The following is a 23,285-nucleotide window of genomic DNA, read 5'->3' on the forward strand; positions in this document are numbered from 1 at the left end:
GGCATCTGCCGGCGTTTTTCATGGCGCTGCCGCTAACGCCTGCTGCGACAGCGCATCGGCGGCGCCGTTGCGATGCCGCGGTACCCAGCGCAACGCCACGTCGCCCATCCGGGCAATCAATACCGCCGCCGCGGCGCGATGGTGTTCCAGTCCCTTGGCACCGGCGCCGGCCGTCAGCAGCACGTCGTGCACGACGACCTGGCTGTCGCCGTACACGACCAGCTCCGTTACGCCAAGGGTTGCGGCCTGTTCCAGCACTGCGATCAGGGCCAGGTATTCGGCATCGCCGCTGCTGCCATGACCGGCCTGCCGGCTGATCTCGAGCCGCTCGCCCCGTGGGCCCAGCAGCAGGGCGCCGATGCCGATACGGCCGGGGTTGGGCGTGGCCGAGCCGTCGAACCACGCGCGCCATTGCGCGGGTGTCGGCGGCACGCTGCGGCGCGCGAGCCGGGCGGCGGCGGCCAGCGCCTGTGCGGCGGCGCGGGGCGGCAGGGGAGTCGTCATGGGCCGCGATTGTACGCAAAAAAGGCCATCCGCGGATGGCCTTCGAAATGGTCAGTTGCGATAAGGATTGTCCGGACGATAGTCGCGCCGGTTCGACACGCCGTCGCCGTCGCGGTCGCGATCGTAGCGATTCGGCACGCCGTCGCCGTCGCGGTCGCGGTCATAGCGGTTCGGCACGCCATCGTGATCCTGGTCGCGACGGCCGCCCCGGTTCCAGCCATCGCGGTTTCGGCCATCGCTATGCCAGCCGTTGTGTTGCCAGGCGCGCTGCGGGGCATGATCCCAGCCGCTCCGATAGCGGCCGTCGTGCCGGTCGTAGCGGTTCGGGACGCCGTCGCCGTCGCGGTCGCGGTCATAGCGGTTCGGCACGCCGTCGTGGTCCATGTCGCCGCGCGGGCTGAAGCGGTTCCAGCGCGCCTGCTCCCAGACCCAGTTGCCGCGGCGTTCGATCCAGCGTGGCCCGGCGTAGGCATAGCCCGGGCGCTCGTGCAGCCAGTTGCCGCCGACCCAGACGTGACGGTAGCCGTCCCATGCCCAGTAGCCGGGCGCCCATACGTACCCGCTGCGTGGCTGCGGAACCATTTCATAACGCAGCGGCGGCGGGGCCGTCCCGATCACGAGATTGACGTCCACCTGGGCCATCGCCTGCGCCGGCAGCAAGGTGGCCGCGCCCAGGACGACCGCTGCGAGGATGGTTGGCTTGATCATGGTGTTCTCTCCGTGGCATTCATGGGCGTTTGTTTACCCGATGCATGCACTATATCAAGGCGCGTGAGCGGACATCGTGCCTGATTCAGATTTTTACAAATGCCGGAGAGTTTGCAACAGGCCGGATGGAGCGGCGCACCCGGCCCTTGTTCAGATGCGCGCGCCTGCGGGCGGCGCAGCCGGTGCCGGGTCGACGCGGGATTTTTCCTCGGCGGTCATGCGCTTGCCGCGCACGATGACGACCGGCACGGATGGCACGGAAACGAACCGGGCCACGCGGCGCGTTTCAAGCGTCCCGCCGGCCTGGTGGCCGGGCTTGGCGCCCTCGTAGAAGCTGCCGGCGAAAGCGACGGCAAAGGCGATGGCAACGGCGCCGACAAAGACTGCTTCGGCATTACGCACGACATTCATGATGATTCCTTTCAAGAGAGCAAAGTGCCCTGTCATCGTGCCGAAATGCATCGCCGGCACCTTTGCGCCATGTCGTGTCCGGATTGGAAACAGCGCGAAAGCGCGCAAAAACAATGCGGCGTTTTGCACTGCCCCCCGCTAGAGGTGAGCAATCCCGCAATCCCTTGCCGACCATGCCATCTTTCCGAACTCAGTTTGCCGGGCGCCGCCGCGCATGGCGCCGCGCCGTCAACCTGCGGCGGGCGAACCTGCCGGCGTGGCCGGCCTTCGCCCGCCGCCTTGCGCTGCCCGCGCTGCTGATGTTGCTGGCAGTTGCGGGCGGATGGCTGATCGCCAGCCACGCCCGCCGCCTGGGCGGCACGACAACCGCGGCCGGCGCCGAGGCGCAGCGGGCAGCGGCCATCCTGCAATCCATCGTGCCCGGTGCCGCGCTCACGGTGCCGGAACAGGGTGTACAAATGCTGGCGCAGCCTGCCGGCGCGCTGGCGATCGCGGCTGGCATGCGCGCCGCGCCGCCCGTGCGCCTCGATCTGTGCCGGCAGCTGCGCGATCCGGGCCGGGCTGGCATGCTGGTGCCGCTGCGGCTGGGCTACAGGGCCGACGACGTGCGCCGCTGGGCGGACGGCGCGGCGCCCGCGCTGCGCAATGTGGTGCTGGTGGGCGGCGATGCGACGCCGCTGCTGCGACTGAGTGGCCGGGCCACGGCGGACTTCGACGGCGAACCGCTGCGCGTCGCCTGGCAGCACGGCACGCCGGTGCGCTGGCTGGCCGGCGCCGACGGGCCGCGCGAAGGTGCCAGGGGTGAGGGCACGCTGGCGCGCCAGGGCTGGCTGGCATGGCAGGGCGGCGCGCTGCACGTCGAGCGCCGCGCCAGCACGGCCTGTCCGGCAGCGGGCGAGCTGGTCCTGCGGCCGTACACGCCAGCCGGGCGGGCCGGCCGCGCCACCGTCACGGCCTTCGGCGCGAACGGCACCGCCACCGTGGCGCTGGCGGCAGGCGACTACCGTATTCCCGCCGCGAGCCCGCCAGCGCTGGAGGACGCCGCCCTGTTCGAAGCGCTGCAAGGCGCGGGCCTGCTGCGCCTGTCCCGCCGCGGCGCGATCGCGCTGGCGCCGGCCGACCTGCCGGCGTGGGCCGCCGCCTCGCCGTCCGAACGGGCCGCCGCGCTGCCGGAATGGGCCGACGTGCGCATCGACGACGCCGCCCGCAAGCTGCTGCGCCGCCTGTACCGCCAGGCCGACGGTGCCTACCTGCGTCGCCAGGTCGAGTTGTACAACAGCGAGCGCAGCCTGCTGGCCTGGCGGCTGGCCGACGGGCAGCAGGCCAGCCCGCAGGCCGCCGGCGTGGCCGGGCCGCTGACGGTGACGCCGGCGATGCCGCCAACGGCGGTGCGCCTGTTCGACGCGCTGCCGCAGGGCTGGCAGCCGTGGAAGCGGATCGCGCGCTGGCCGGCGGGCGACCAGGCGGTGCGACTGTCGTTCGCCGCGCCGCGCGACGGCCGCATCGACCTGCTCCTGGCTGGCCGGATCACGAGCGTCAGCGGCGCCACGGCAGACACGGCGTCCGCCTGCACGGGCCGCGCCTGCACGGCGCGCGACGATGTCGTACGCGTCACGCTGCAGGCGCAACCCGGCGCGAAATCGGTCGTGTTGGCCGTCACTCCGCTTCCCGCCGCGGCAATGGAACGCCCGGGCGACCGGCGCTACCGGCACCTGCGCGTCGTCGCGGGCCGGGTGCTCTGGCAGCCGCTGGGCCAGGGAACGGTGTCTTCGCCGGCCCCGGTGGGCGCGCCGGTCACGCTGACGGACCGCAACGGCACGCCGCTGTGGGCGGACGACGCGCCCACGCCGGCAGCCACGCGCGCCGGGCTGGGGACGCTGGTGGGCCTGAACCCGGCGCACGACAGCGGCGTGGCGGCAGTGCTGCGCCGTGCCGGCACCGGCACGGCGGCACGGCTGACCGTCGACCTGCCGCTGCAGGCGCTGGCGCGGGACGTGCTGGCGTGCGTCGGCATGCGGCGCGGCGCCTGGGATGGCCGGCGCTGCGCGGGTGGCACCGCGCCGCCGATGGGACGGGAGGCGGGACTGGTACTGCTGGACAGCGAGAATGGCGACATCCTCGCCGCAACCGGGTTCGGCGCCACGCGGGCCGAGGGCGCCGACTGGGCGGAAGTACGCGACTTCGACCGCGCCAACCCCGCCCGCAGCCCGCTGCGCCTGCCGGCCTTGCAGCACGACGGCGGCGCCAGGCGCAGCCCCGGCTCGACGTTCAAGATCGTCAGCGCGCTGGGCCTGGAAATGGCGGCGCGCAGCGACCTGCGCCTGGATGCGCTGCTGGCCGGCGTGCCGCTCGCGCGCCTGGACACGGTCGCGCACGAGCGCGGGTTCGATTTCGCCAGCGCGGCGGCGACCTATCCCGCAGCCGCAGACGGCCCGCACGTGACGAACTACCGCGAACTGGGGCTGGAACGGCGCGCCCAGGACGGCAAACTGGGACTGGCGCAGGCACTGACCTACAGCCTCAATACCTGGTTTGCCTGGACCGGCGAGTTGTCCGATGCGACACTGTTCGGCCGTGCCGACGGCGGCGTGCCCGATGCGCAGGCTCTTCAGCCTGGGCACTGGACGGTGCCCGGCCCATCATGGCGGCGGCGCGCCGGCTCGGTTTCGAACAGCCGGTGCGCCTGGACGGCGGCCTGCTGCCGGCGGACTTCGACTGGCGCCAATACGACGCGCTGCAGGCCACGCCGGCCGGCTTCGATCCGATCCGCAGCCGGCACGAGTTGCGCCAGATGAGCATCGGGCTGCGCATGCAGGCGACGCCGTTGCAGATGGCGATGGCGGCCGGCGCCATTGGCCAGGGTGCGACGGTAGCACCGCGGCTGTTGCAGTCGCTGGATGGGCGCCAGGCGCAAACACCGGCGCCGCGCAAGCTGGACGTGCGCCTGGACCGCATCCGTGCCGGCATGCGCGGTGTGGTCGAGCGTGGCACGGCGGCCAAGGCATTGCGCTGCGCCGGCTGTGCGTCCGTGCGGGCGGGCCTGTACGGCAAGACAGGCACGGCGCCCGTGGAGGACGATGCGACGGTCTGGTTCACGGGCTGGCTGGAGCCGCACACGCTGCCCGGCCAGGCGCGCCGTCTGGCGTTTGCCGTTTTTGTGAGCCGTTCGGAAGCGGGCGGCGGCGACCATGCGGCGCCCGTCATGGCCGCGCTGCTGGCGACCCTGACGGGCGGCAGCGTGCCGGAACGATAAACAGAGGGCAAAACAGCCATGTTAATCGGGAAATGATTTGGCGCCGGTCGTGGCATGATGAGCATATGACCGTCGATTCCCGACGGTCCTTGAGGGAAGTCACGAATACCATGCGGCTGCCGGGAACGCGCTATCAGGAGCACGGCTGGGAAGGCGTGCGCAAGCTGCTGGGCGGCTGCTCGCTGGCGGCGCTGCGCCGCATCGAGCTCGATGCCGTCCTCGATGCGGCGCGCCACACCGGACTGCTGGACGACTACACGGACGCGCTGGCGCCCGTGCTGCACGCCGACGCCCGCGCGCAGCGCAGCGCCGGCAACAGCTATGGCGACAGCGTGGGCGACCTGGCCATGGCGCTGCTGTTCGAACTGCAGGCGCAGCCGCCGTTCTGGCACGCCTTTGCAGCCAGCCTGGCGGCCGAACACGGCAAGCAGGGGCCGTTCTGGCGCGAACCGTCGGGCGACGCGCTGCTGCGCAAGAAGGTCAACGACATGTATGCCACCCTGCGCGACAAGGTCGATGCCGACAACTACACGGCTGCCACCGGCCAGCCCTGTTCGGCCAACCGCATTTACACCTACCGCATGCTGGGCATGGCGTATCGCGCGATCGAGAACGTGTTTGCCGGCTGGCCGGGCACCACGGAGCAGGTTGCGGCCATCATCGGTCGGCCCGCGGATGCGATGCCGATCGAGATCCGCCAGATGAAGTCCATTGCCATGTGCCGGCCCGAGTGGATCGTGCGCTGGAGCGCGTCGCTGGAGCGTTTTACCGGCGCGCCCGGCCCCTTGCACACGCGCTCGAAACGGTTTGCCAGCCTGGCCAACAGCGTGGAGAAGATCGGCGCGCTGCTGGCGGAAATCGGCGACTACGAACAGCTCAGCGCGAACGGCGACGGCGCGGCGTGGCTGCACGATGCCCATGCATCCACCGACTGGCTGGACGACCTGGCGCGCGTCGGTGCCGAATCGGCCGGGACCGGGGTTTCCCCGTCCCCCCGCTACGCTGCGATGGATGCGGCGCTGGCGGCGTTGCGGGCGGCGCCGCTGCCCGTGCGCCAGGCCGTGTTCCTCAAGCTGCTGGGACCGGCCGACGACAGCTATCCCGACGACTGGTGCAGCGGCGGGGCACTGCCCACGCTGCAGCAACTGGCGCTGGCCGGGGGCGTTTCGGTGCCGACGTTGCGCAAGCGGCGCGACGCGGCCATCGCGCAGCTGTACGGACGGGCGGAACGAGAGGAAGTCAACGATGAATGAAGAACGCATGGAACAACGGCTGGAACGACGGCTGCAGGAGCGCCTGCTGCTGCAGCCGATGGAAGGCGACCGGCTGGTGCTGGACGACGCCACGCTGCGGGCGGCGCTGGACGGCAGCCGGCGCCTGACTGCCGCCGAACTGGCGGCCTTGCACGCGTCGCCGCTGACGTTACGGCGCTTTCGCCATCTGGCGCTGGCACGACGGAACGCCGCGTGGCAAGCCAGCGGCGGCATGCTGCGCGCGGCCGACAGCGGCGCGGCGCTGGCGCAACTGGTGACCGACGACGGCAACTGGTCCCTGCACTTCGTGGCGCAGGACGGCGGCTGGCAGGTCATCCTGCGTCTCGACCCGGCCGCGCCGTTTGCCGCGGCGTTGCTGCGCGAAAGCCCGCTGCTGCGCGTTGCCGACGGTGCGGGCGCAACGGTGATGCAGGGCCGGCTCGACGCGGATGGCGAATGCGAAGCACCCTGGCCCTTCGCGCTGGCGCCGGCGGGCCATTTCCAGGCGCACGGCGCGGCTTTCAGCGTGCGGCGCGAACCATGAAACTGTTTGGCCGTGCGCCGACGGCGCGGCTGGACGGCGCGACCATGGCGGTGCGCTGCGATGGCGCCCGCCCGCCCGCCGGCAGCACCGTCATCGTCTTCGGCGCCGACGGCCGCGCGCGACGGCAGGCGGCAAAGGACGACCAGGCCGTCAAGTGCCGGGACGGTGAATCGGCCTGGTGCTGCCAGGCCGGGCCGTACGCGCTGGAGCTGGTCCCGTTCCCGGCCGCGCCCGAAATGGGCCTGCGGCTGGAATGCGTCATCGCCGCGCCGGACCCGCTGAGCGACAGCCAGCGTTTCGACCTGTTCCTGTTCAGCGAGGGGGCGACGCGCTGACGGTGGCCGCCTTTGCGACGCTGGCCCAGGGCGCGTTACGGGGCGCGCTGGCGGCGGCCCTGCTGGAGCTGCCGCCGTGCACGTCGCTGGACGAGTGGAACGCGTTCCGTGCCGGTCTTAACGAACTGGTTTATACCCGCTTCGGCGTTACAGTCACCGACTGCCTGCCTGTCGACCTGGGCGACACGGTCGATTACGCGGCCGTACTGCGCGCGCGCGCCGCGGCCATCGTGCCCCCGGTCGCTCCGGTGATACCTGTGCCCGCGCCGCAACCCGTACCGATGCACGTGCCGGATGACGCCTCGGCGCTGCGCCGGCTGTTCCTGGAGCTGCCGGCGCTGTCCGCGCAACTGCGGCTGCTGGCCTTGCCGGACGGCGCCTTCGCGGCGCACCGCGACCTGCTGCAGCGGCTCGCACTGGCTGCGCTGGCAGTCAATACGATGCCGGCCCTGGCGCTGGCCGCGCCGGGCGTGCCGTTGCACGCGACGATGCGCGAGCGCCGCGCGGCCGCCAGCGCCGCGGCACTGGCGGCGCTGGACGAGGCATGGGGCGTGCTGGCCGTGATGAAGGGGGGCGGCTTCGATGCGGCGCGCGACGATGCCGAGCGTGTCGTCGCCAATCTCGGCTATGCGCTGGCGCGGCGCCGCCTCGTCGCGCCGGAACGGACGGAGCCGGTCTTATGAGTACGCCACCCGACTCCGCCCGCTGCCGCACGGCGCTGCGCGACGGCACCGTGCTGACGGTGACCGCCACGCGCCGCCCGCGCGCCAACCGGGCCGAGGTCAAATGCATCGTGCCCGGTGCGCCCGCGCTGGCCGAGCGCATGACGGAAGTGGTGCGGCTGGCCCGGCTGACGGAAGCGCGCTGGGACAGCCGCGACCAGGTCGTCCTGAGCATCGATGGCACGCCGGGACTGGCGGAGCGCGACTGGGAGCTGGCCGCGGTCTTGGCCGACCGTCTCGTGCGCGGCGCCTGGCGCGCCCCGCAGGACCCCGTGGCGCTGGGCTGGTCGGACGCGTGGCAACTGGGGCGTGTCGACGGCCACGATGCGCGCATCCTGCCGCCGGGGCCATTGCTGCTGGGCGGGCCACGACCGGGGGGCGAGGCCGACATGGATTACCTGCCGCACCTGGGCGCGCTGACAGGACACGCCGATCCGTCGGCCGCGGTGTCGTCGGTGCGCGCATGGTTCCCGCTGCATAGCGGTGGCATCAACGACAGCCTGGCCTGGGTCGACGTGGCCGTGTTCCCGCGCGATGCCGCCGATGCAGCGGACGAGGAGGACTCGATCGCCGTTCCGGGCGCGGATGCCGTGCTGCAGGCGGCGGTGCGCGCGGCCCTGGCGGGCGCCCGGCATTTCGACGGTCGCGGGTCGGGACGCTGGCGCACCGTCGTGCGCTTCAGCCAGGCCCGCTTCCAGGGCGATTCGTACGGCCTGGCGCTGGTGATGGCGGACCGGCTGGCAAGGGGCCGCGATTTCGTGCCGCGCGGCCGGCTGATCGCGACCGGAACGTCGGACGCCTGGCATGCCGGCACCGTGGCCGGCGTCGAGGGACTGGCCGCCAAGACGGCGTTCATCCTGGCGCAGGCCGCGCCGGGTGACCGGGTACTGCTGCCGGCGGCATGGCAGGACGAGCTGCCGGCCGGTTTCGCCGACGCGCTGCGCGGGCGCGGCGCATCGCTGGCCTGTATCGACCGGATCGGCCTCATATAGATGAGCGAATGGGTGAGCAATCGTGCGGTGTCGGCCAGACCGGCGCGCCTGTTAGAATCGCACGGCAGCCCGTGTACAAAAAAGCAAGGAGTCTGACATGTTCAAGATGTTTGGTGCCGGTGGCGTACGTTGTCCCCGCTGCGGACAGCGCAACGGTGGCACGGACAGTGGCGCGCAACCCTATTGCGGTGGCTGCGGCCTGTCGCTGGGCGCGCCGCGCAGCGAGCCGGTGCTGCAGGAAAACCGCTGGGTGCCGGCGGCCGACGAACTGGCCGTCTATTTTGGCGTGCGCGAGTTGTCCGGCATCTTCACCAAGACGCTGCGCGTGCCCGCCACCACGCGCGCCTACATCCTGCAGGGCGAAACGGCCACCGAGGTGACGCAGGGCGAATACGAACTGGAAGGCTTCTTCCAGCGCCTGAACAACCTGCTGCGCGACCAGCATGCGGAGATCCTCATCACCCGCACCACGCCGCTGCCCGTCGAGTTCTCGTTTTCCGACCTGGCCACGGCCGAACACCTGAAGGTCGCGGCCCGCTTCACCGTCGGCATCAAGGTGGAACAGGTGGCCCCGTTTGCCCAGCACTTCATGACGGCGCCGGGTACCGTGACGACGCGCCATCTGCACGAGCTGCTGGCGCCCATGGTGCGCCAGATCGCCGCGGAGTTCATCGGCTCGCGCTCGCTGCGTGAAATGAACGCCAATCCCGACCTGCGCCCGCAGCTGGACGAGCGGCTGCAGGCCGCATTGAGGCTGCGCCTGGCGGAATTCGGCCTGGCCGCCGTGCAGGTCGAAACCCTGGCGCTGCGGCACGACAAGTTCGATGCCAACCGGGAGCGCATCGGCAGCCTGTGGCTGGTGGCGGACGAGCGCCACGTGCAGCTGGAGCACGTCAAACAGCTCGACCAGTTGTACGACGAGGAAGAGTGGCAGGCCATCTGGCGCGCCGAGCAGAAGGCGCGCACCGACTACCGGCGCGCCGAACTGCGCCAGGATGCCACGGTGGACAAGGCCGAACTGGCGCTGCGCGAGTCCGAGCGCCTGCAGGCCGTGCGGGCCCGCGAGATCGACCTGTATGCCCGTGTCGTCGAATCGGAATCGCGCAAGCATGCGTTCGACAAGGGCGCCGGTGCAGCGGTGGCGGAGCTGGAACACGAGCTGGCGAAAAAGGCGTCGCAGCACGCCGGTGCCGTCGCCGAATGGGAACACGTGCGCCGGCTGGCGCAGATCCGCATGCGCACGGAGCTGGAAGTGGCGCAGCAGGCGGGGGTGGAAGAGCGCGCGCTGGCGCGCCAGCGTTTCACGCATGGGTTGCACCTGCAGCAGATCCGCAACCAGATGGAGCAGGCGCTGGCGATCGAGGACGCATCGGCCCGCCGCGCCCAGACGAAACGCCTGCAGCAGGCGGAAATCGATGCGCAGCGGCGCGAAGCCGAGTTCGAGGCGGAGCACCACCAGGCGCGCTTCCAGGGTGTGGCGCTGGCCAACTTGGCGCGCCGGCGCGAGGCCGAACGCGTGCAGGAATGGGAAGAGGAGCTGCACCTGGCGCGCAAGCGCGAGCTGGCCCGCGGCGAGGGCGGCAAGGATGCCGAAGCGACGGCGCGGCTGGACGAGCTGCGTCGCGGCGGCGCCAGTGCCGAAGCGCTGGCCCAGCATGAAAAGCTGCTGCGCACGATCGAGGCGGACGGCATCGCCCAACGCCAGGCCAACGCGGTGGCAATCGAGGCGGACGAACAGCGCCTGGCGCTGAAGCTGCGCGAGCATGAAGCGCAGTGGCAGCAGGAGCTGCGCCGCATGGAGCACGAGCGCGAGGAACGCTTTGCCCGCTGGCGTCACGAATACGACACGCTGGCCGCGCAGCAGAACCATGCGGCCGAACTGGCGCGCATCGAAATCGAACGGATCCAGGCCGTGGGCACGCTGTCGGACACCGGCAAGATCGCGCTGGCCGACACGCCCAACGCGCAGGCGCTGGCGCAACTGATGAAAACGCAGGCCCACGCGGGCATGAGTCCCGAGCAGCTGCAGGCGCTGGCCGGTGTCGTCGCGGCCGAAAACAGTATCAGCCAGCTCGATGCGATGCGCCTCGCCCAGCAGGGCGTCGCCGATGAACGCAGCCGCACGGACGCGCAGCAGGACAAGGACCGCCAGCACCAGCTGGAGCTGCTGAAACTGCAGAATGCCACACATGCCAATGCGCTGGCGGCGCAGATGCAGCTGGGTGTCGGCGTCGCGCAGGCCGGCGCGCCGGTGCACCATCATCACGCGGCCGCGCCCGCGGGAGCACGCGTCTGCGTCAATGGCCATCCCGTGCCGGCGGACCGGCCGGACGCGAAGTTCTGCGCGGAGTGCGGCGTGCCGCTGCAGCGGTAAAGGCGGCGATGCAGACAGCCAGAGAAAAGATCCGCGAACTGCGCGCGCTGCATGAGGACGGCCTGTTAAGCCTGGAGGAATTCGACCGCCGCAAGAACGCCATCCTCGATGCCGAATATGCGCCGCCGGGCGGCAGCGCACCGCCGCTGCCGCCGCGGCAGGGCACGGAGCTGGGCCTGATGGCGGGGCAGGAGATCGGCCCACAGCACCGCCGCTACCGGCTGGAGCGGCTGATCGGCATGGGCGGCATGGGGCAGGTCTGGCAGGCAGTCGATCTGGCCACGCACGCGGAACTGGGGCACAGCGAAATCGTCGCCGTCAAGATCCTGCCGCCGGCACTGACGCAAAGCCCCGTGCACGCGCGGCTGCTGGTGGAGGAGGCCACGCAGGCGCGCCGTCTCGCGCATGGCAATATCGTGCAGGTGTACGAATGGGCGCAGGACCCTGCGACCTCCAGCTACTTCATCATCATGGAATGCCTGGAGGGCGAGGACCTGGACGCCTGGGTGGCCCGCCATGGCAAGGCCGACCTGGCGGCGGTGGAACGCATTCTCCGCCCCGTCGCGTCGGCATTGCAGTATGCGTGGGACAAGCACCGGCTGGTGCACCGCGACCTGAAACCCGGCAACGTGTTCCTGACGGCGCACGGCGAAATCAAGCTCCTCGACTTCGGCATCGCCGCGCGCGCGCGCGATAATGCCTCCAGCCCGGGCGGCGCGCTGGCCGCCAATACCCCGAATGCCGGCACCGCCGGTTACCGCGCGCCGGAAGCGGGCACGCACCAGGGGCAGCCTTCGCCGAAGCTGGACGTGTATGCCGTTGCTGTCATGATCTACCAGCTGCTGGCGGGCGCCATGCCGTTCGACGACACCCGATCGGCGCAGGTCCAGCCGGTCCCGCCCGCCGGCCTGAACGACGCGCAGTGGGAAGTGCTGCAGCACGGCTTCGCGTTCGACCACGAGGAGCGGCCCGAATCGGTGGCGGCGCTGCTCGATGCGCTGGGGCGGGCTGCCGGGCCGACGGCGGAGGAACTGGCCGCGCAGGAAGCGCGGGCGCAGCGCGATCAGGAGCGAGAGCGCGAAGTATTGGCGGAACAGCGTGCGGCACCGCCGGTGGCCGCCGTCGATCCGCAGGAAGCGGAACGCCGTGCCACCGCCGAAGCGGCCGAGGCGCGCCGGCTGGAGCTGCAGCGCCAGATGGCACTGGCCGCGCGCCGCAAGGCCGAGGCGCAGGCGGCCGCGCTGGAAAAGCTGCGCCAGGACCAGGTGCGCCGTGCGCTGGAAAAGCAGCGTCGGCTGGAGGCCGAGGCGCAGGCGCAGGAACGCAAGGAACGGCTGCGCCAGCAATTGCTGGCGCGTCGCGAGGCCGACGCTCTCAAGGCACGCCAGTTCGAAGAAGAGAAGCAGCGCAAGGCCGCGCAGCTGAAGGCGGAGGCGGCCTATCGCGCCGAACAGGAACGGCACCGGCGCGCACAGGCGGCGCGCCACGCGGCGGATCTGGCGGCCCAGCTGCCCACGGCCACCAGCCCCGTTGCGGACGCGGGCGGTGTGCTGCGCGATGCATTCATCGACGGCACCGGCGTGGGGCCCGACCTCGTACTGATCCCCACCGGACGGTTCGAGATGGGCGCGCACGATTATGAACACACGGTGGCGTTGAAAGCGGGGGCACAGGCGCCCTGGCTCGAACGGGAGAAGCCGCCGCACTGGGTCGGCATCGAACACTCGTTCGCGCTGGGCCGCTATCCCGTCACGGTAGGGGAATGGCGCAAGTTCGTGCGCGCCACGCGCTGGGAACCGAAGCTCGACGTCGATTGGGAGCATCCCGGCTTCCGGCAGACGGACCAGCATCCTGTCGTCGGCATCAGCTGGTACGACGCGCAGGACTATGTCAACTGGCTGTGCGTGATGACGGGCCAGGTGTACCGCCTGCCCAGCGAAGCGGAATGGGAGTATGCCTGCCGGGCGGGCACCAAGACCGCCTTCAGCTTCGGCAACGAGATCGGCACGGAATACGCCAACTACGACGGCAATTTCACCTACGGCGCCGGCGTCAAGGGCGAAACGCGCAACGGCACAACGAAGGTAGGCAGCTTCCAGCCCAATCCGTGGGGCCTGTACGACATGCACGGCAACGTGTGGGAATGGGTGCAGGACCCGGTGCACGACAACTACGTGGGCGCGCCCACGGACGGCAGCGTATGGGAGCAGGGCGGCGACCCGTCGCGCCGGGTGCTGCGCGGCGGCGCGTGGCTGTACCAGCCCCGCTACCTGCGCTCGGCCGTGCGCAACGGCTACTCGGCATTCCTGTCGAACGACGTGGTGGGGTTCCGCGTCGCGCGGCGTCTGGGGTAGCCAGTCGTCGGCTAGTGCGCCGCCGACTTCGAAAACACGTTCATCACGACGACGCCGGCAACGATCAGTCCCATCCCGGCAATGGCGGCGGCATCGAGCTTCTGCCCGTACAAGATCCACCCGACCAGAGAAATCAGCATGATGCCGACACCGGACCACACGGCATACGCCACGCCCACGGGAATCGTGCGCAAGGTCAGCGACAGGAAATAAAACGCGATGCCGTAACCGGCAACGACGGCCACGGAGGGCCACAGCCGTGTAAAGCCGTCGCTGGCTTTCAGCGCGGACGTGGCGATGGTTTCGGAAACGATGGCAATGGCCAGGAACAGCCAGTTTTTCATGAGGTACTCCCGCGGTAAAGGGAGAGTATGCAGCGCACTGCTGAAAATGACCAGATTGACATCCCGGTCGACTTCGTCGCAAACCCCGACCGTGACAATGCCCCACTCGTGCAGTAGGCAGCGGCCGCCAAAGGGTGTAGATTCAGGCAAACTTATTCAGGCAACCAGGAAACCCCATGTCGACACCCATCACCGTCATCCGCGATCGGACCCAGCCCATGCGCCATATCGTCCACGTGCGCAACCACATCCTTCCGGCCGACGTGTCGGTCGAGGAGGGCGGGCTCGATGCGGGACCGTCGCCACACGACCTGTACGACGCGGCGCTGTCGGCCTGCAAGGCGCTGACGGTGCTGTGGTACGCCAGGCGCAAGCACATCCCCGTCGAGGACGTGCAGGTGACGACGGCGCGCGATGCCAGCGAGGAGCGCCACGGCGTCTACCGCCTGGCAACCACGCTGCACCTGACCGGCGACCTGTCCGCGGCGCAGCGCGAGGAGCTGCTGGGCGTGGCGACCAAGTGCCCTGTGCATAAACTGATGACAAGCGTAACGACCGAGGTCACCACGGCGTTGGCAGAGGAGGCAGCATGACCGTCGCCCAACTGCTCAAAGGCCACGACAAGGACCTGGGCGGCGGCTTCATCGTGCGGCGCTACCTGCCGGCCGCCGTGAAACAGGCCGTCGGACCATTCATCTTCTTCGACCACTTCGGCCCCATCGACGTGGCGCCCGACGCCAACCACGACGTGCGCCCGCACCCGCACATCGGCCTGGCGACGGTGACGTACCTGTTCGAAGGCGCGATGGATCACCGCGACAGCATCGGCACGGTCCAACGCATCGAACCGGGCGCCATCAACTGGATGACGGCGGGGCGTGGCATCGTCCATTCCGAGCGTACGCCGTCCGACCTGGTCGGCCGGCCGCACCGCACGCACGGTCTGCAACTGTGGGCCGCGCTGCCGAAGGCGAACGAAGAGGATGCGCCAGCTTTCTCGCATACGCCCGCGGACGCGATTCCCGAGCTGACGGTCGGCGGCGCCACCGTGCGCGTGCTGATCGGCACCGCGTTCGGCCAGACGTCGCCCGTGCCGACCTTCATGGAGACGCTGTACCTGGACGTGCAACTGGCCGCGGGCGCCGAGCTGGCGCTGGACGACCTGCCGGCCGAGGCGGCGATCTATCCCGTCACCGGCACGCTGCTGCTGGACGACGCGCCACTGGCGCCCAACCTGATGGCGCTGCTCGACACGACACAACACGTGCCACAGCGCGTGCGTGCCGAAGGCGATGCGCGCTTCGTCGTCATCGGCGGCGCCCCACTGGACGGACGCCGCTTCATGTTCTGGAATTTCGTCTCGCCGTCAAAGGTGCGGCTGCTGCAGGCGGCCGAGGATTGGGATGCGGGGCGCTTCGACAAAGTGCCTGGCGAGACTGAGTTTATTCCGTTGCCGAAGAAGCCGACGGGTGGGACTTACCTGTAATGTCTGGAGGGGGCGGAGAGGCTGCTGGAAACGTCCGCTTCAGTTCCGGAGCGAACGCCGGTGTCACGCCGCGGCACAGCTGCTGTTCATACGCCGGAAACAGTCTTCCGCAGCTTGAATACTGCCACCTTGACTAAGGCAGATCACATCTGGCGAACGCGGAAGACTTAGCGCACGAGGTGGCAGAAAACACGGATCACAAAACCTTCAAGCCTTACGTTTGCGCATGGCGTAGCCTATAACGCCCAAGCCGGCCAGCAGCATGCCGTAGGTGCCGGGTTCTGGGACCGGCAGTGTCGGAGCATTAATCTCGGAACCCAGTTGGCTGGAAAGGCCGATGCGAGCGTCATACTGATAGTAGTCCGTATTATTGTCCATGAACCCGGTGAAATGCAGCTCTTTCGTATAATTGCTCAAGGGTGTCGTCAAATCGTCGCGATACGCGATGTCGTGCGCCGGGAACCCGATTCCCACCCCATAACCAAGATGCGTAAAATAATATGTCCCTATCTGTTTCTCGGTATCGAACTGCATATCGATGCTGACCGTGACCGTGTAATCGAAGCTTAAACGGGTATGCGGGGCCATTGTAAACGTCGCGGAATCTGATGCCGATGTCCACGCCAGGTTCCAAAGCGCATTCTGCTCAAACGCGTCGGTTGTGTGCAATTCCTGGCGGAAATCCCCGAACGGACCCGCTGTGCCTGCCTGTGTACTGGCCCAGATTGTCTCGGCCGCAGTCTTTACCGGGACCAGAGATCGCGTTTCGTGACCGTAATAGCCTGGAGAGCCAGGTGGGTGGGGCAGGGCGGACACTCTGTACTCGCGCCAGTAGCGCATGTCGGAAATCCCTGCCTGAATTCCATCGTCGGTCGCGAGATCGGTTACCGAGAAAACAAAGGGAATCCCTGTACTAGTCAGAGTGGTGGTGGCGGTGGCCGCCAGCGGCGTCATCAGGACGGCCAGTGCAGCGAGTGGAACACACAGCAGCTTCATCGGAACTCCAGTCATATTATTGCGAAGAGCGCTACGGCAGCTCACAACAACCCTCAGGCTGGTGCCTGCCAAAAGCGCAGCGAGTACAGAAAGATAATAAAATTTCAATTACAATTCGATTGTATCTGTTCAGTTAAGGTTATGCAATGCAATCGACGCGTTAGAACACGGCAATTTGGTTGTAGCAGCGGGAAGAGCCTTTTTACCTAAGCAGGCGTGATCCGTGACGTCCGGAGTGACACGCTGTGGCGCATGCCGGACGGAAGCAATCCGACTGCTAACGTTGGTGAGTTAGATAGCAACCATGAGGCTGAATCGGCTGACTGAGGCCGACTGCCGGCGATATCGTAATCTGCTCCCGGACTGTCCGTGCCGAAGGCGCCATGAAGAGGTGGCCGTACCTCGTGCGTAGCCGTGTCCCGTCGGTGGTCCGCACGCCGTTGGATGGGTCTCTTACCGTGCCCTGGAAGTTGTCGCCACAGGCCGGACTTCAGTAGTCCACAGTGACAGGTCCCGCACCGGCCACCGCCCAGCCCGGCAGGTCTCGCTAACGATCACGGTGCCGAAGCCGGGGTAGTGGCACGCGCCGCGTTCATCGCCCGGCCACCTTTGCAGCCACCGCCGCCTCAGCAGCCTTGCGCATCATAGGAGCTTGCGCATGCTTGGACCGCGCGGTCTCCATGCCGAGCGCCAATTCGTTCGTCACCAACCATCTCAGCAGGATGGGTTACCTGGTTGTCGTCCTCCGAGACAGTTCTGGTGGCGCGGTGTTGGATCGGAACGCCCCGGTGTCGCCGCAAGTACAAGCAATGGCCCGGGCAGCGTCGCGTTTGATCTCCACCGTAATAGACGAGGCCGCTGTGCGCGGTCCCCGGTTCGATTGGCAAAATCTGCTTCTCGTCGGGCACTCACTCGGTGGCGATAGTTCGGCTCGGTTTGCCGCTGACCAGCCGAACCGGGTGTCCAGTCTGATCAGCCTCGACAGCCGGCGGGTCGCGTTGCCGCGCGCTGCAGGTATCCGCGTTCTGACAATTCGAGCCAGCGATACCGCTGCTGACCCAGGCGTTCTGCCAAGTTTGGAGGAGCGCAGCCGTTTCGGTACATGCATGGTCCACATCGAAGGTTCCCGCCACAACGATATGCAGGACGCTGGAAGTGAACAGTTAAAAGCGAAAATCGTGTCCGCTATCGATACTTTCCTTACCCCGGCACGGCAACCGAAATACGCCTGCGACCCAGACTCCAGGCTGCAAGGACTGCCAGGTGTGACCTGACAAAAGAGGTACGCCGTTGCGCTATGTGCTGCGGCTGTAACCAGCAGCGTCGAAGACAGTACGCCTGTACGACAAGACGATGCGACGCAGCCATAGGAGTTTTGTTAGGCGGTCTTAGACGATTCAGACGGCATCTATCCGATAGGATAGTGGAACAGATACTTAACGCAGACCTTTGGAAAAATATGTTCGTTTTTGATCTCCGCCTCAATTTGTCGCCATCGTTCCATCGACAATGTTCGATTCGAATAGAAGGCGATATCACTGGACTGGCAACATTTGAAGCTGGTCCGAGCGGCCTACTACCGCGCTTTGATCTTACTCTGCCGGTGGCGCATGTAAACATGGCTGCGCTCCGCAGTAGTTGCGAAAGTATATTGGCCGGGTGGGATGAGCGTTGGAGTCAATTTGGCTTAGACGGAATTAGCATTGATGGCGTATTCGCTTTTTCAGACTCGAAGTCACAGAATTTTTCTCTGTGGAGTCCGCGTGCAGGGAGTGCCCCGCATACGATGTTAACCGCTGCGTTTGAGTGTTTTCCCGCCGACTATTGCGACGGGAAAGCGGGGTACCTGCTAGAAAGCCTGAGAAGTTACTTTGATCTGCAGTCCCCCGCGGTCGTCATCGGCAAAAGCCCAATGTGCCTTCGGATTGCACCTTGGACCCATGCGAAGGATGCGGACGAGATCGAACGTACGGTGTACTCAATTCCTGACGGTGTAGACCTGATCGTTGATACTTCTGGCATGGAGCGGTTTTGTGGCGCTCTGGCGCGCATTCTGCCTGTTAGACATCTGGTGAAACGAAAGGGTGTAGTGAGCTGGAAAGTGCATAGCGACTTTTTAGATGATCTCGTTCGCGCTGGAGTTGCGCCGTCATTGATTGAACTCGTTCACTCTGTTCCGATCTCGCCCAGGGGGGAACCCATCGTACTCGGCTCGATTTTGAGTTTGTCATCCGACTTGATTCCGATCGCCAAGGCAGGCAATAAGACTGAATTAGTCCGCGCTTTTAGAAAAGAATATCCGCTGACAGTGGAGCAGGCTTCAAAGGCGGCCGCAGAGCTGATGGAAATCATCGCACTCGTTCCCACACTTTGAATAGCTAGGTCTTTAATGACAAGAATTTTTCGAATTGCGCCCATGTATCCGGTGCTCAGCGTCCGCTATGGGTCGAAAGCCGCCTGTCGTGGCTTTGTGTGACTTTTCCGGTTTGGCGACCTGGTATCCTTCGGCGAACGGCCGAGTTCGGCCAGTAGCGGAACTCCAGCGTAGCCTGCACAGCTAGCCTTTCTTCTTCTAAACCTTATCTTTTCATCGACCTCATGTCCAACCGCACGCTAATTGAACGGATCGAAAGCGGGCTAGCGGATATAAGGGCAGGAAAAATCTCCGCTCGTACGTTTGCCGAGATAGTTCGTAACAACGGTCGTGCTTTGGAGGGGATGCCGTACGCACTAATCAGGGAATTTGAGCTCCTTGCTCTCGAGCTGGAAATCGCTGACTGGTATGTCGAGGACGGCTTTTCTCCAGAATTGGCGCCACTTCTCGTCAAGACCCAAGCTTGGCTCGCGATGCTCCCTAGAGATGTTTAGCGACCGTTTGGTGGTGTGTGCAAGGTCCGCTTCGGGGCGAAACCGGCCACTCGCGAACGGCCGAGATTGCCGAGTCAGCAACAAGCCCGTACACTGAGCGATACCAACCGGCCGCGGTGGGCCGCAAGCGCACCGTCGTGCTGCCGTGACAATGCGTGAGTTTTCTACAGCGGAAATTTGCTAAGCTTGTCTGGTATCGGCCTGCCGTATTCGACTTGAAGCCGAATCGGCGATGTTGAATTTCTTACTGCGTCAGGAAAATATGAGCTTGCTAACCGATATTTCGCCGGTCGTGATTCCGGTCCTCGCCTTGCTCGTTCCCATCGTCGGCGTCATCGCATGGGCTGCGGTCAGGATCACGCAAATGAACCTGTTGCATGAAACGGTCCGTCAGCTCAGTGCGAACGGCCAGCCGATCCCGCCTGAGCTGACGGCCCGGATTACGGGCGACAAGCAGTCCGAATTGACGGCCTAGCTGGAACTGCCTGGTCGGAAAGACTCGGCCAGCCTGATTCAGGCCAGGTCGAAGGTTGGCGCGGCAGTCACGGTATCGCGCGCCACGCCGTTCGTGCGGATGATCCAGCTCTCCGGATAAGCATCGCTGGCAAAGCGCGTATGCGGCGCCACGCGCGACAGCTTGTCCATCTGCACCGTCGGCGCCAGCGCCGTTTCCTTGCCCGTCAACGCGTCCAGGTGCCAGAAGCCGCCGTCCAGGTGGAACAGCAGCGGCAGGGCGCCGGCCTGCGGCGTCGTCTGCACGCGGCGCAGCGGGAAGCCGGGGTGGGTGTCGGGTGCCAGCACGATGAAGCATTCGGCGCGGGCGCCTTCGTCGATGCGGTGCAGGATCACGCCGTGCGGCATCAGGCCCGTCACTTCCAGCACGGCGATGCCCTTGATGCTGGCAGACAGTTCGATGCGCATGCCGAGGCGCAGCGCCACCGGCTTGTGCTTGCCGGGCCAGACGCCATCGAGCAGGATGCCGTAGCGCGACACATCCTCGATTTCAAAACCCTGCGTGCCGCGGCGGATAACGGCGTGGCGGCCGGACAGGCGGCGCGTCAGGCCGGCCGTGTCGATGCCGTCCTGGGTGTAGTGGTGCAGCAGCGCGTGCGCTTCCGGTTCCACCAGCTCGAAGCGGCCGAACACGCACTCGTCCAGCGCGAACAGGCGCACGTGGCGCTGCGCGCCCGCTTCCGGCGCCGCGTTGACGAAGCTAGCGGCGCGGCTCGGGTGCGGGTGGGCCGCCCCGCTGCGCGGCATGTCGATCTCGATCAGGTCCTCGTCCCATGCGATGGTCGTGAAGCCCATGTCGATCTTGCCCTGCGGCGCCGTCAGGTCCACGTGCGCGATGCCGGCATTGCGCGCGGTGACGTCGATGTCCATGCTCTGGCCACCCTGGCCGGCCACGCGGGCAATCGACGCGTCGTCCGCCATCACGCGCACATTCTTGTGCGTGGAGAGGAAGATGCGGTGGATTTCCGTCAGCGTCGCGTCCAGGCGCGGCACCAGGATGACGAACGTGCATTCCCATTTGCGCGCGGGCTGGCCTGGCAGCTGCGACAGCACTTCGGTTGCGATCTGGTACTGGCCATGCTCGCGGTCGCGCGACGAGAACTCGACGAACACGGGGCACCAGTCGCCGTCCACGGACCGGACGAACTGCTGGCGCGTGGCGCCATGGGGAATCAGGTCGGACGCCAGCTGCACGGCCAGGCGCGAGCCGCAGTTGTCCGGCATGCCGCGCAGTTCGATCTTGAGAGTCTGGCGCCCGCCCGCCGCGCGCGGGTCGAAGCCGCTGATGCGCAGTTGCGGCCGCACGCGGACCGGCGTGGCCAGGCGCTCGTACGATGGCTCTGCCGGCGTTTCGACCACGGCCGCCTGTGGCGCGCGCGCATTGCGCACGGCGCTCAGCACCTCGTAACCCGACTGCAACGCCGGCGCCGGCGCGCCCTGGCGGTGGCCCCCTTCGCAGGCGTGCTGACCCGGCGCGACCCAGAAGGTGCAGTGCGGGTGATCGGTGTTACGGCATTTGTTCATGGGTTCGCCAAGGTGGGATAGGCGAACTTTACGCGCTTTTACGGTTCCTTGGCAATCGGGCTTTAGCCCGAACAGGGGGGTGTTTCGCCCTGTATTCGGACGCTGCCGCACGGCATGCCGCAGCGCCATGAACTATTGCACAATCGCCGATGTCGGAATAACAAGAATGCGTCACGGCTCCCGCGCCTGGCGTAACCATAAACTGCTGGCCCAGCCCTGCCGGTCGGGTGCGTCGCCATAGCGGATCTGCCACCAGTCGCCGGCCTGCCGCCCTGTCGGGGTGACAAGGGTGCCCGCCGGGACCACCGTCACCCGCGCGGCGCCCACGCCGGCCGCGCTGCGCACGTTCAGGTCGCGATAAACGCGATAAGGCTGACCGGGAACAAACGCCAGTGGCGGATCCGCCACAGCCTGCGCCTGGGCCACGGGTGTCGTCGGCACGGCCGACAGCAGCAGCGCGCCGAATGCCCACGTGCCGCCGCCCAGCACGACGGCATTGCGGGCCGTGGGCCGGCGCCACCAGCGGCGCGGCGTCAGGAAGGCGGCCAGCACCAGCGTCAGACCCAGGGCCAGCAGGTAGGCCGGAGCGCCATGGCCCCAGTGCAGCGCGTCGACAAGCGTCATGGGGACTCCCTCAGGCGTCGTAGCGCAGCACGTAGTGGCCGGCGACGACGTGGTGGCCGGGGGGCAGCACGAACGGCTCGTCGCCTTCGGCCGCATCAATCATGCCGATGTAGCCCAGCGCCGCGTCGAGGTGGTACAGCGCCTGGTTGGCCGACTGGCGCAACAGCAGCAGGCCCTGGGCCGACGGCTCGAAGCTGAACGCGCTGCGCGACAGGCCGATGCGGTCCGGGCTGGCCGCGCTGTCGGCGCCGGTCATGCAGCGTGCCGTTTCAAGCACGCGCAGCGCCGCCAGGGCCGGGCTGCCGCGGCCGAACACGCCTTTCGCGGAAACCGGCGCCATCACGGGCTGCGGCAGCGCGACCATGGCGCTGTAGCGTTCCGCCATCGCGGCCGGCACGGACGTCACGTGCAAGGCGTGCTCGCCGTGCGTGGCGCAGGTGCAGGGTAGTTCGAGACTCATGCTGTCGTCCCGCGTCACGACCTGCAGCGTATCGGTCGCATCGACGGCGATCGTCACGGCCGGCATGACGTTGACGGCAAAGCCCAGCGTGCAGTCGAACGGCAGCTCCAGCCGGGTCACGCCCGTGCTTCGATAGCGGCTCAGGCGTGGCAGGGCCAGCGCCGCCAGGGCGAGGCGGCCGCGCGCGCCCGGTGCGTAAGTCGCATCGCTGGCCGTCTCCGTCCGCATTGCCGCCAACGGCAGGGCGGTGGGTTCATCGGCGCGCGGGGACGCATCGGGGCGGGTGCGTGGCTGCCACACGGCGGGGGGCGCCACGCGCACCGGCGCGGTACCGCTGCGCGTTATCTTCAGCAGGAGGCGCTTGCCGCCCTGGCGCGACGTGACGGTGTAGTGGCCGGCGGCGTCGAGCCGGCAGTCGAACGCGCCTTTCGGGCGCACCTGCAGCACCGGTTCCGCGTCCGGGCCGTCATTGATCAGCAGCAGGACGCCATCCGTGCCGAACGGCCAGCCGGGCGCGTCGCCGATCAGCGCCAGCCGCTGCTGCGGATAGACGGGGCAGACGCTGTGCCACGTCGCGCCGTCGCTGGAGGCGGTGACGTCGAACAGCACCTTCTCGTCCGGCGCTGGCAGATAGACGGCGTGCCCGAACCGAACTTCGATCTCACCGGTAGCCAGGTCGTCCGCGCCGATGACGTGATAGCGCACGTCGTCGTTGCCCAGCAGGTCGCCGAAGTCCTTGCGGTGCAGGGCGGCCAGCGTATCGGTCAGCTCGCGCGCGCGGTTGCCGCGCGTTAGGTGATAGTCGTCGTCCACGTCCTCCTGGGGCAGGCGCAGGGTGACGTGGGCGAAGCAGCGCGTGGCGGCGCGGCCCCGCTGTTCGCGCGGGCAGCGTTCCAGCAGGTCGCGCAGCAGCGGACGGCGCGCGAACAGCGCCAGGCCCGGGGCCTGCCAGATCGCTTCGGCGTTGAAGACGTCCGGTATCCGTCCCAGGACTTCGTGTTGGACATATGTGGGCATGGG

General features: G+C 67.7%; 22 protein-coding genes. 14 read left to right on the forward strand and 8 right to left on the reverse strand.

Annotated features, from left to right (window positions below):
* Nucleotides 1-18 precede the first annotated feature (18 nt).
* The 3 genes from E1742_RS00735 to E1742_RS00745 form a co-directional block, all read right to left on the reverse strand.
* Nucleotides 19-504, reverse strand: coding sequence for a ribonuclease HI family protein (locus tag E1742_RS00735; protein ID WP_134382836.1), 486 nt, complete (start codon nt 502-504; stop codon nt 19-21).
* A gap of 51 nt (nt 505-555) precedes the next feature.
* Nucleotides 556-1,212 (reverse strand): YXWGXW repeat-containing protein, encoded by a 657-nt coding sequence (locus E1742_RS27195; protein WP_134382838.1) that lies wholly within the window; start codon nt 1,210-1,212, stop codon nt 556-558.
* A 150-nt stretch (nt 1,213-1,362) separates the two neighbouring features.
* Nucleotides 1,363-1,623: a hypothetical protein gene (locus tag E1742_RS00745; protein WP_134382840.1), complete on the reverse strand. Its 261-nt coding sequence runs from the start codon at nt 1,621-1,623 to the stop codon at nt 1,363-1,365.
* A 173-nt stretch (nt 1,624-1,796) separates the two neighbouring features.
* Between E1742_RS00745 and E1742_RS00750 the strand changes: the two genes are divergently transcribed.
* The 9 genes from E1742_RS00750 to E1742_RS00785 all read left to right on the forward strand — a co-directional run bounded on the left by E1742_RS00750 (nt 1,797) and on the right by E1742_RS00785 (nt 13,450).
* The gene (locus E1742_RS00750; RefSeq protein ID WP_229466405.1) at nt 1,797-4,418 is read left to right on the forward strand and encodes a penicillin-binding protein 2; all 2,622 of its coding nucleotides are present in this window, start codon (nt 1,797-1,799) and stop codon (nt 4,416-4,418) included.
* The gene (locus E1742_RS26520; RefSeq protein WP_229466406.1) at nt 4,301-4,876 is read left to right on the forward strand and encodes a penicillin-binding transpeptidase domain-containing protein; all 576 of its coding nucleotides are present in this window, start codon (nt 4,301-4,303) and stop codon (nt 4,874-4,876) included. Before E1742_RS00750 ends, E1742_RS26520 begins: the two co-directional genes overlap by 118 nt.
* Nucleotides 4,877-4,986: 110 nt before the next feature.
* Entirely contained in the window at nt 4,987-6,129 is a 1,143-nt protein-coding gene (locus E1742_RS00755; RefSeq protein ID WP_134382842.1) for a hypothetical protein, read from the forward strand.
* Nucleotides 6,122-6,673: a hypothetical protein gene (locus tag E1742_RS00760; RefSeq protein WP_134382844.1), complete on the forward strand. Its 552-nt coding sequence runs from the start codon at nt 6,122-6,124 to the stop codon at nt 6,671-6,673. Before E1742_RS00755 ends, E1742_RS00760 begins: the two co-directional genes overlap by 8 nt.
* Nucleotides 6,670-7,008 (forward strand): hypothetical protein, encoded by a 339-nt coding sequence (locus tag E1742_RS00765; RefSeq protein WP_134382846.1) that lies wholly within the window; start codon nt 6,670-6,672, stop codon nt 7,006-7,008. The genes E1742_RS00760 and E1742_RS00765 overlap by 4 nt, the downstream gene beginning before the upstream one ends.
* A 2-nt stretch (nt 7,009-7,010) precedes the next feature.
* Nucleotides 7,011-7,691 carry a hypothetical protein gene (locus E1742_RS00770; RefSeq protein ID WP_134382848.1) on the forward strand — a complete coding sequence of 227 codons (681 nt, stop codon included), beginning with the start codon at nt 7,011-7,013 and terminating at the stop codon, nt 7,689-7,691.
* A complete protein-coding gene (locus E1742_RS00775; protein ID WP_134382850.1) occupies nt 7,688-8,722 on the forward strand; it encodes a hypothetical protein in 1,035 nt (344 codons plus the stop codon). The genes E1742_RS00770 and E1742_RS00775 overlap by 4 nt, the downstream gene beginning before the upstream one ends.
* 97 nt (nt 8,723-8,819) lie before the next feature.
* Complete coding sequence (locus tag E1742_RS00780; protein ID WP_134382852.1) at nt 8,820-11,096, forward strand: SPFH domain-containing protein; 2,277 nt, start codon at nt 8,820-8,822, stop codon at nt 11,094-11,096.
* An 8-nt stretch (nt 11,097-11,104) separates the two neighbouring features.
* On the forward strand, nt 11,105-13,450 hold the full coding sequence (locus tag E1742_RS00785) for an SUMF1/EgtB/PvdO family nonheme iron enzyme (protein ID WP_134382854.1): 2,346 nt from the start codon (nt 11,105-11,107) through the stop codon (nt 13,448-13,450).
* 11 nt (nt 13,451-13,461) lie between these two features.
* Here E1742_RS00785 and E1742_RS00790 read toward each other — a convergent pair whose 3' ends face one another.
* Entirely contained in the window at nt 13,462-13,794 is a 333-nt protein-coding gene (locus tag E1742_RS00790) for a DMT family transporter (RefSeq protein ID WP_134382856.1), read from the reverse strand.
* A 176-nt stretch (nt 13,795-13,970) separates the two neighbouring features.
* Here E1742_RS00790 and E1742_RS00795 point away from each other — a divergent pair, with 176 nt between their 5' ends.
* Together E1742_RS00795 and E1742_RS00800 are read left to right on the forward strand one after the other, a co-directional pair.
* On the forward strand, nt 13,971-14,387 hold the full coding sequence (locus tag E1742_RS00795; RefSeq protein WP_134382858.1) for an OsmC family protein: 417 nt from the start codon (nt 13,971-13,973) through the stop codon (nt 14,385-14,387).
* The gene (locus E1742_RS00800; RefSeq protein ID WP_134382860.1) at nt 14,384-15,280 is read left to right on the forward strand and encodes a pirin family protein; all 897 of its coding nucleotides are present in this window, start codon (nt 14,384-14,386) and stop codon (nt 15,278-15,280) included. The genes E1742_RS00795 and E1742_RS00800 overlap by 4 nt, the downstream gene beginning before the upstream one ends.
* Nucleotides 15,281-15,487: 207 nt before the next feature.
* Here the strand turns inward: E1742_RS00800 and E1742_RS26525 are convergent, their stop codons facing one another.
* Nucleotides 15,488-16,276 carry a PEP-CTERM sorting domain-containing protein gene (locus tag E1742_RS26525; protein WP_229466407.1) on the reverse strand — a complete coding sequence of 263 codons (789 nt, stop codon included), beginning with the start codon at nt 16,274-16,276 and terminating at the stop codon, nt 15,488-15,490.
* A gap of 662 nt (nt 16,277-16,938) precedes the next feature.
* Here E1742_RS26525 and E1742_RS00810 point away from each other — a divergent pair.
* From E1742_RS00810 to E1742_RS00820, 3 genes are all read left to right on the forward strand, one after another.
* The gene (locus E1742_RS00810; protein ID WP_134382862.1) at nt 16,939-17,550 is read left to right on the forward strand and encodes an alpha/beta hydrolase family protein; all 612 of its coding nucleotides are present in this window, start codon (nt 16,939-16,941) and stop codon (nt 17,548-17,550) included.
* Between the two features lie 149 nt (nt 17,551-17,699).
* Nucleotides 17,700-18,650, forward strand: a complete 951-nt coding sequence (locus E1742_RS00815) for a hypothetical protein (RefSeq protein ID WP_134382864.1) — start codon at nt 17,700-17,702, stop codon at nt 18,648-18,650.
* Between the two features lie 756 nt (nt 18,651-19,406).
* A complete protein-coding gene (locus E1742_RS00820; protein ID WP_134382866.1) occupies nt 19,407-19,619 on the forward strand; it encodes a hypothetical protein in 213 nt (70 codons plus the stop codon).
* A gap of 38 nt (nt 19,620-19,657) precedes the next feature.
* Here the strand turns inward: E1742_RS00820 and E1742_RS00825 are convergent, their stop codons facing one another.
* From E1742_RS00825 to E1742_RS00835, 3 genes are all read right to left on the reverse strand, one after another.
* Nucleotides 19,658-21,181 (reverse strand): FHA domain-containing protein, encoded by a 1,524-nt coding sequence (locus E1742_RS00825; RefSeq protein ID WP_134382868.1) that lies wholly within the window; start codon nt 21,179-21,181, stop codon nt 19,658-19,660.
* 171 nt (nt 21,182-21,352) lie between these two features.
* Nucleotides 21,353-21,805 (reverse strand): SH3 domain-containing protein, encoded by a 453-nt coding sequence (locus E1742_RS00830; RefSeq protein ID WP_134382870.1) that lies wholly within the window; start codon nt 21,803-21,805, stop codon nt 21,353-21,355.
* 10 nt (nt 21,806-21,815) lie between these two features.
* Nucleotides 21,816-23,282, reverse strand: a complete 1,467-nt coding sequence (locus E1742_RS00835; protein ID WP_134382872.1) for a hypothetical protein — start codon at nt 23,280-23,282, stop codon at nt 21,816-21,818.
* Between the last annotated feature and the right edge of the window lie 3 nt (nt 23,283-23,285).

The organism is Pseudoduganella plicata (assembly GCF_004421005.1).
Taxonomy (GTDB): Bacteria; Pseudomonadota; Gammaproteobacteria; order Burkholderiales; family Burkholderiaceae_D; genus Rugamonas; species Rugamonas plicata.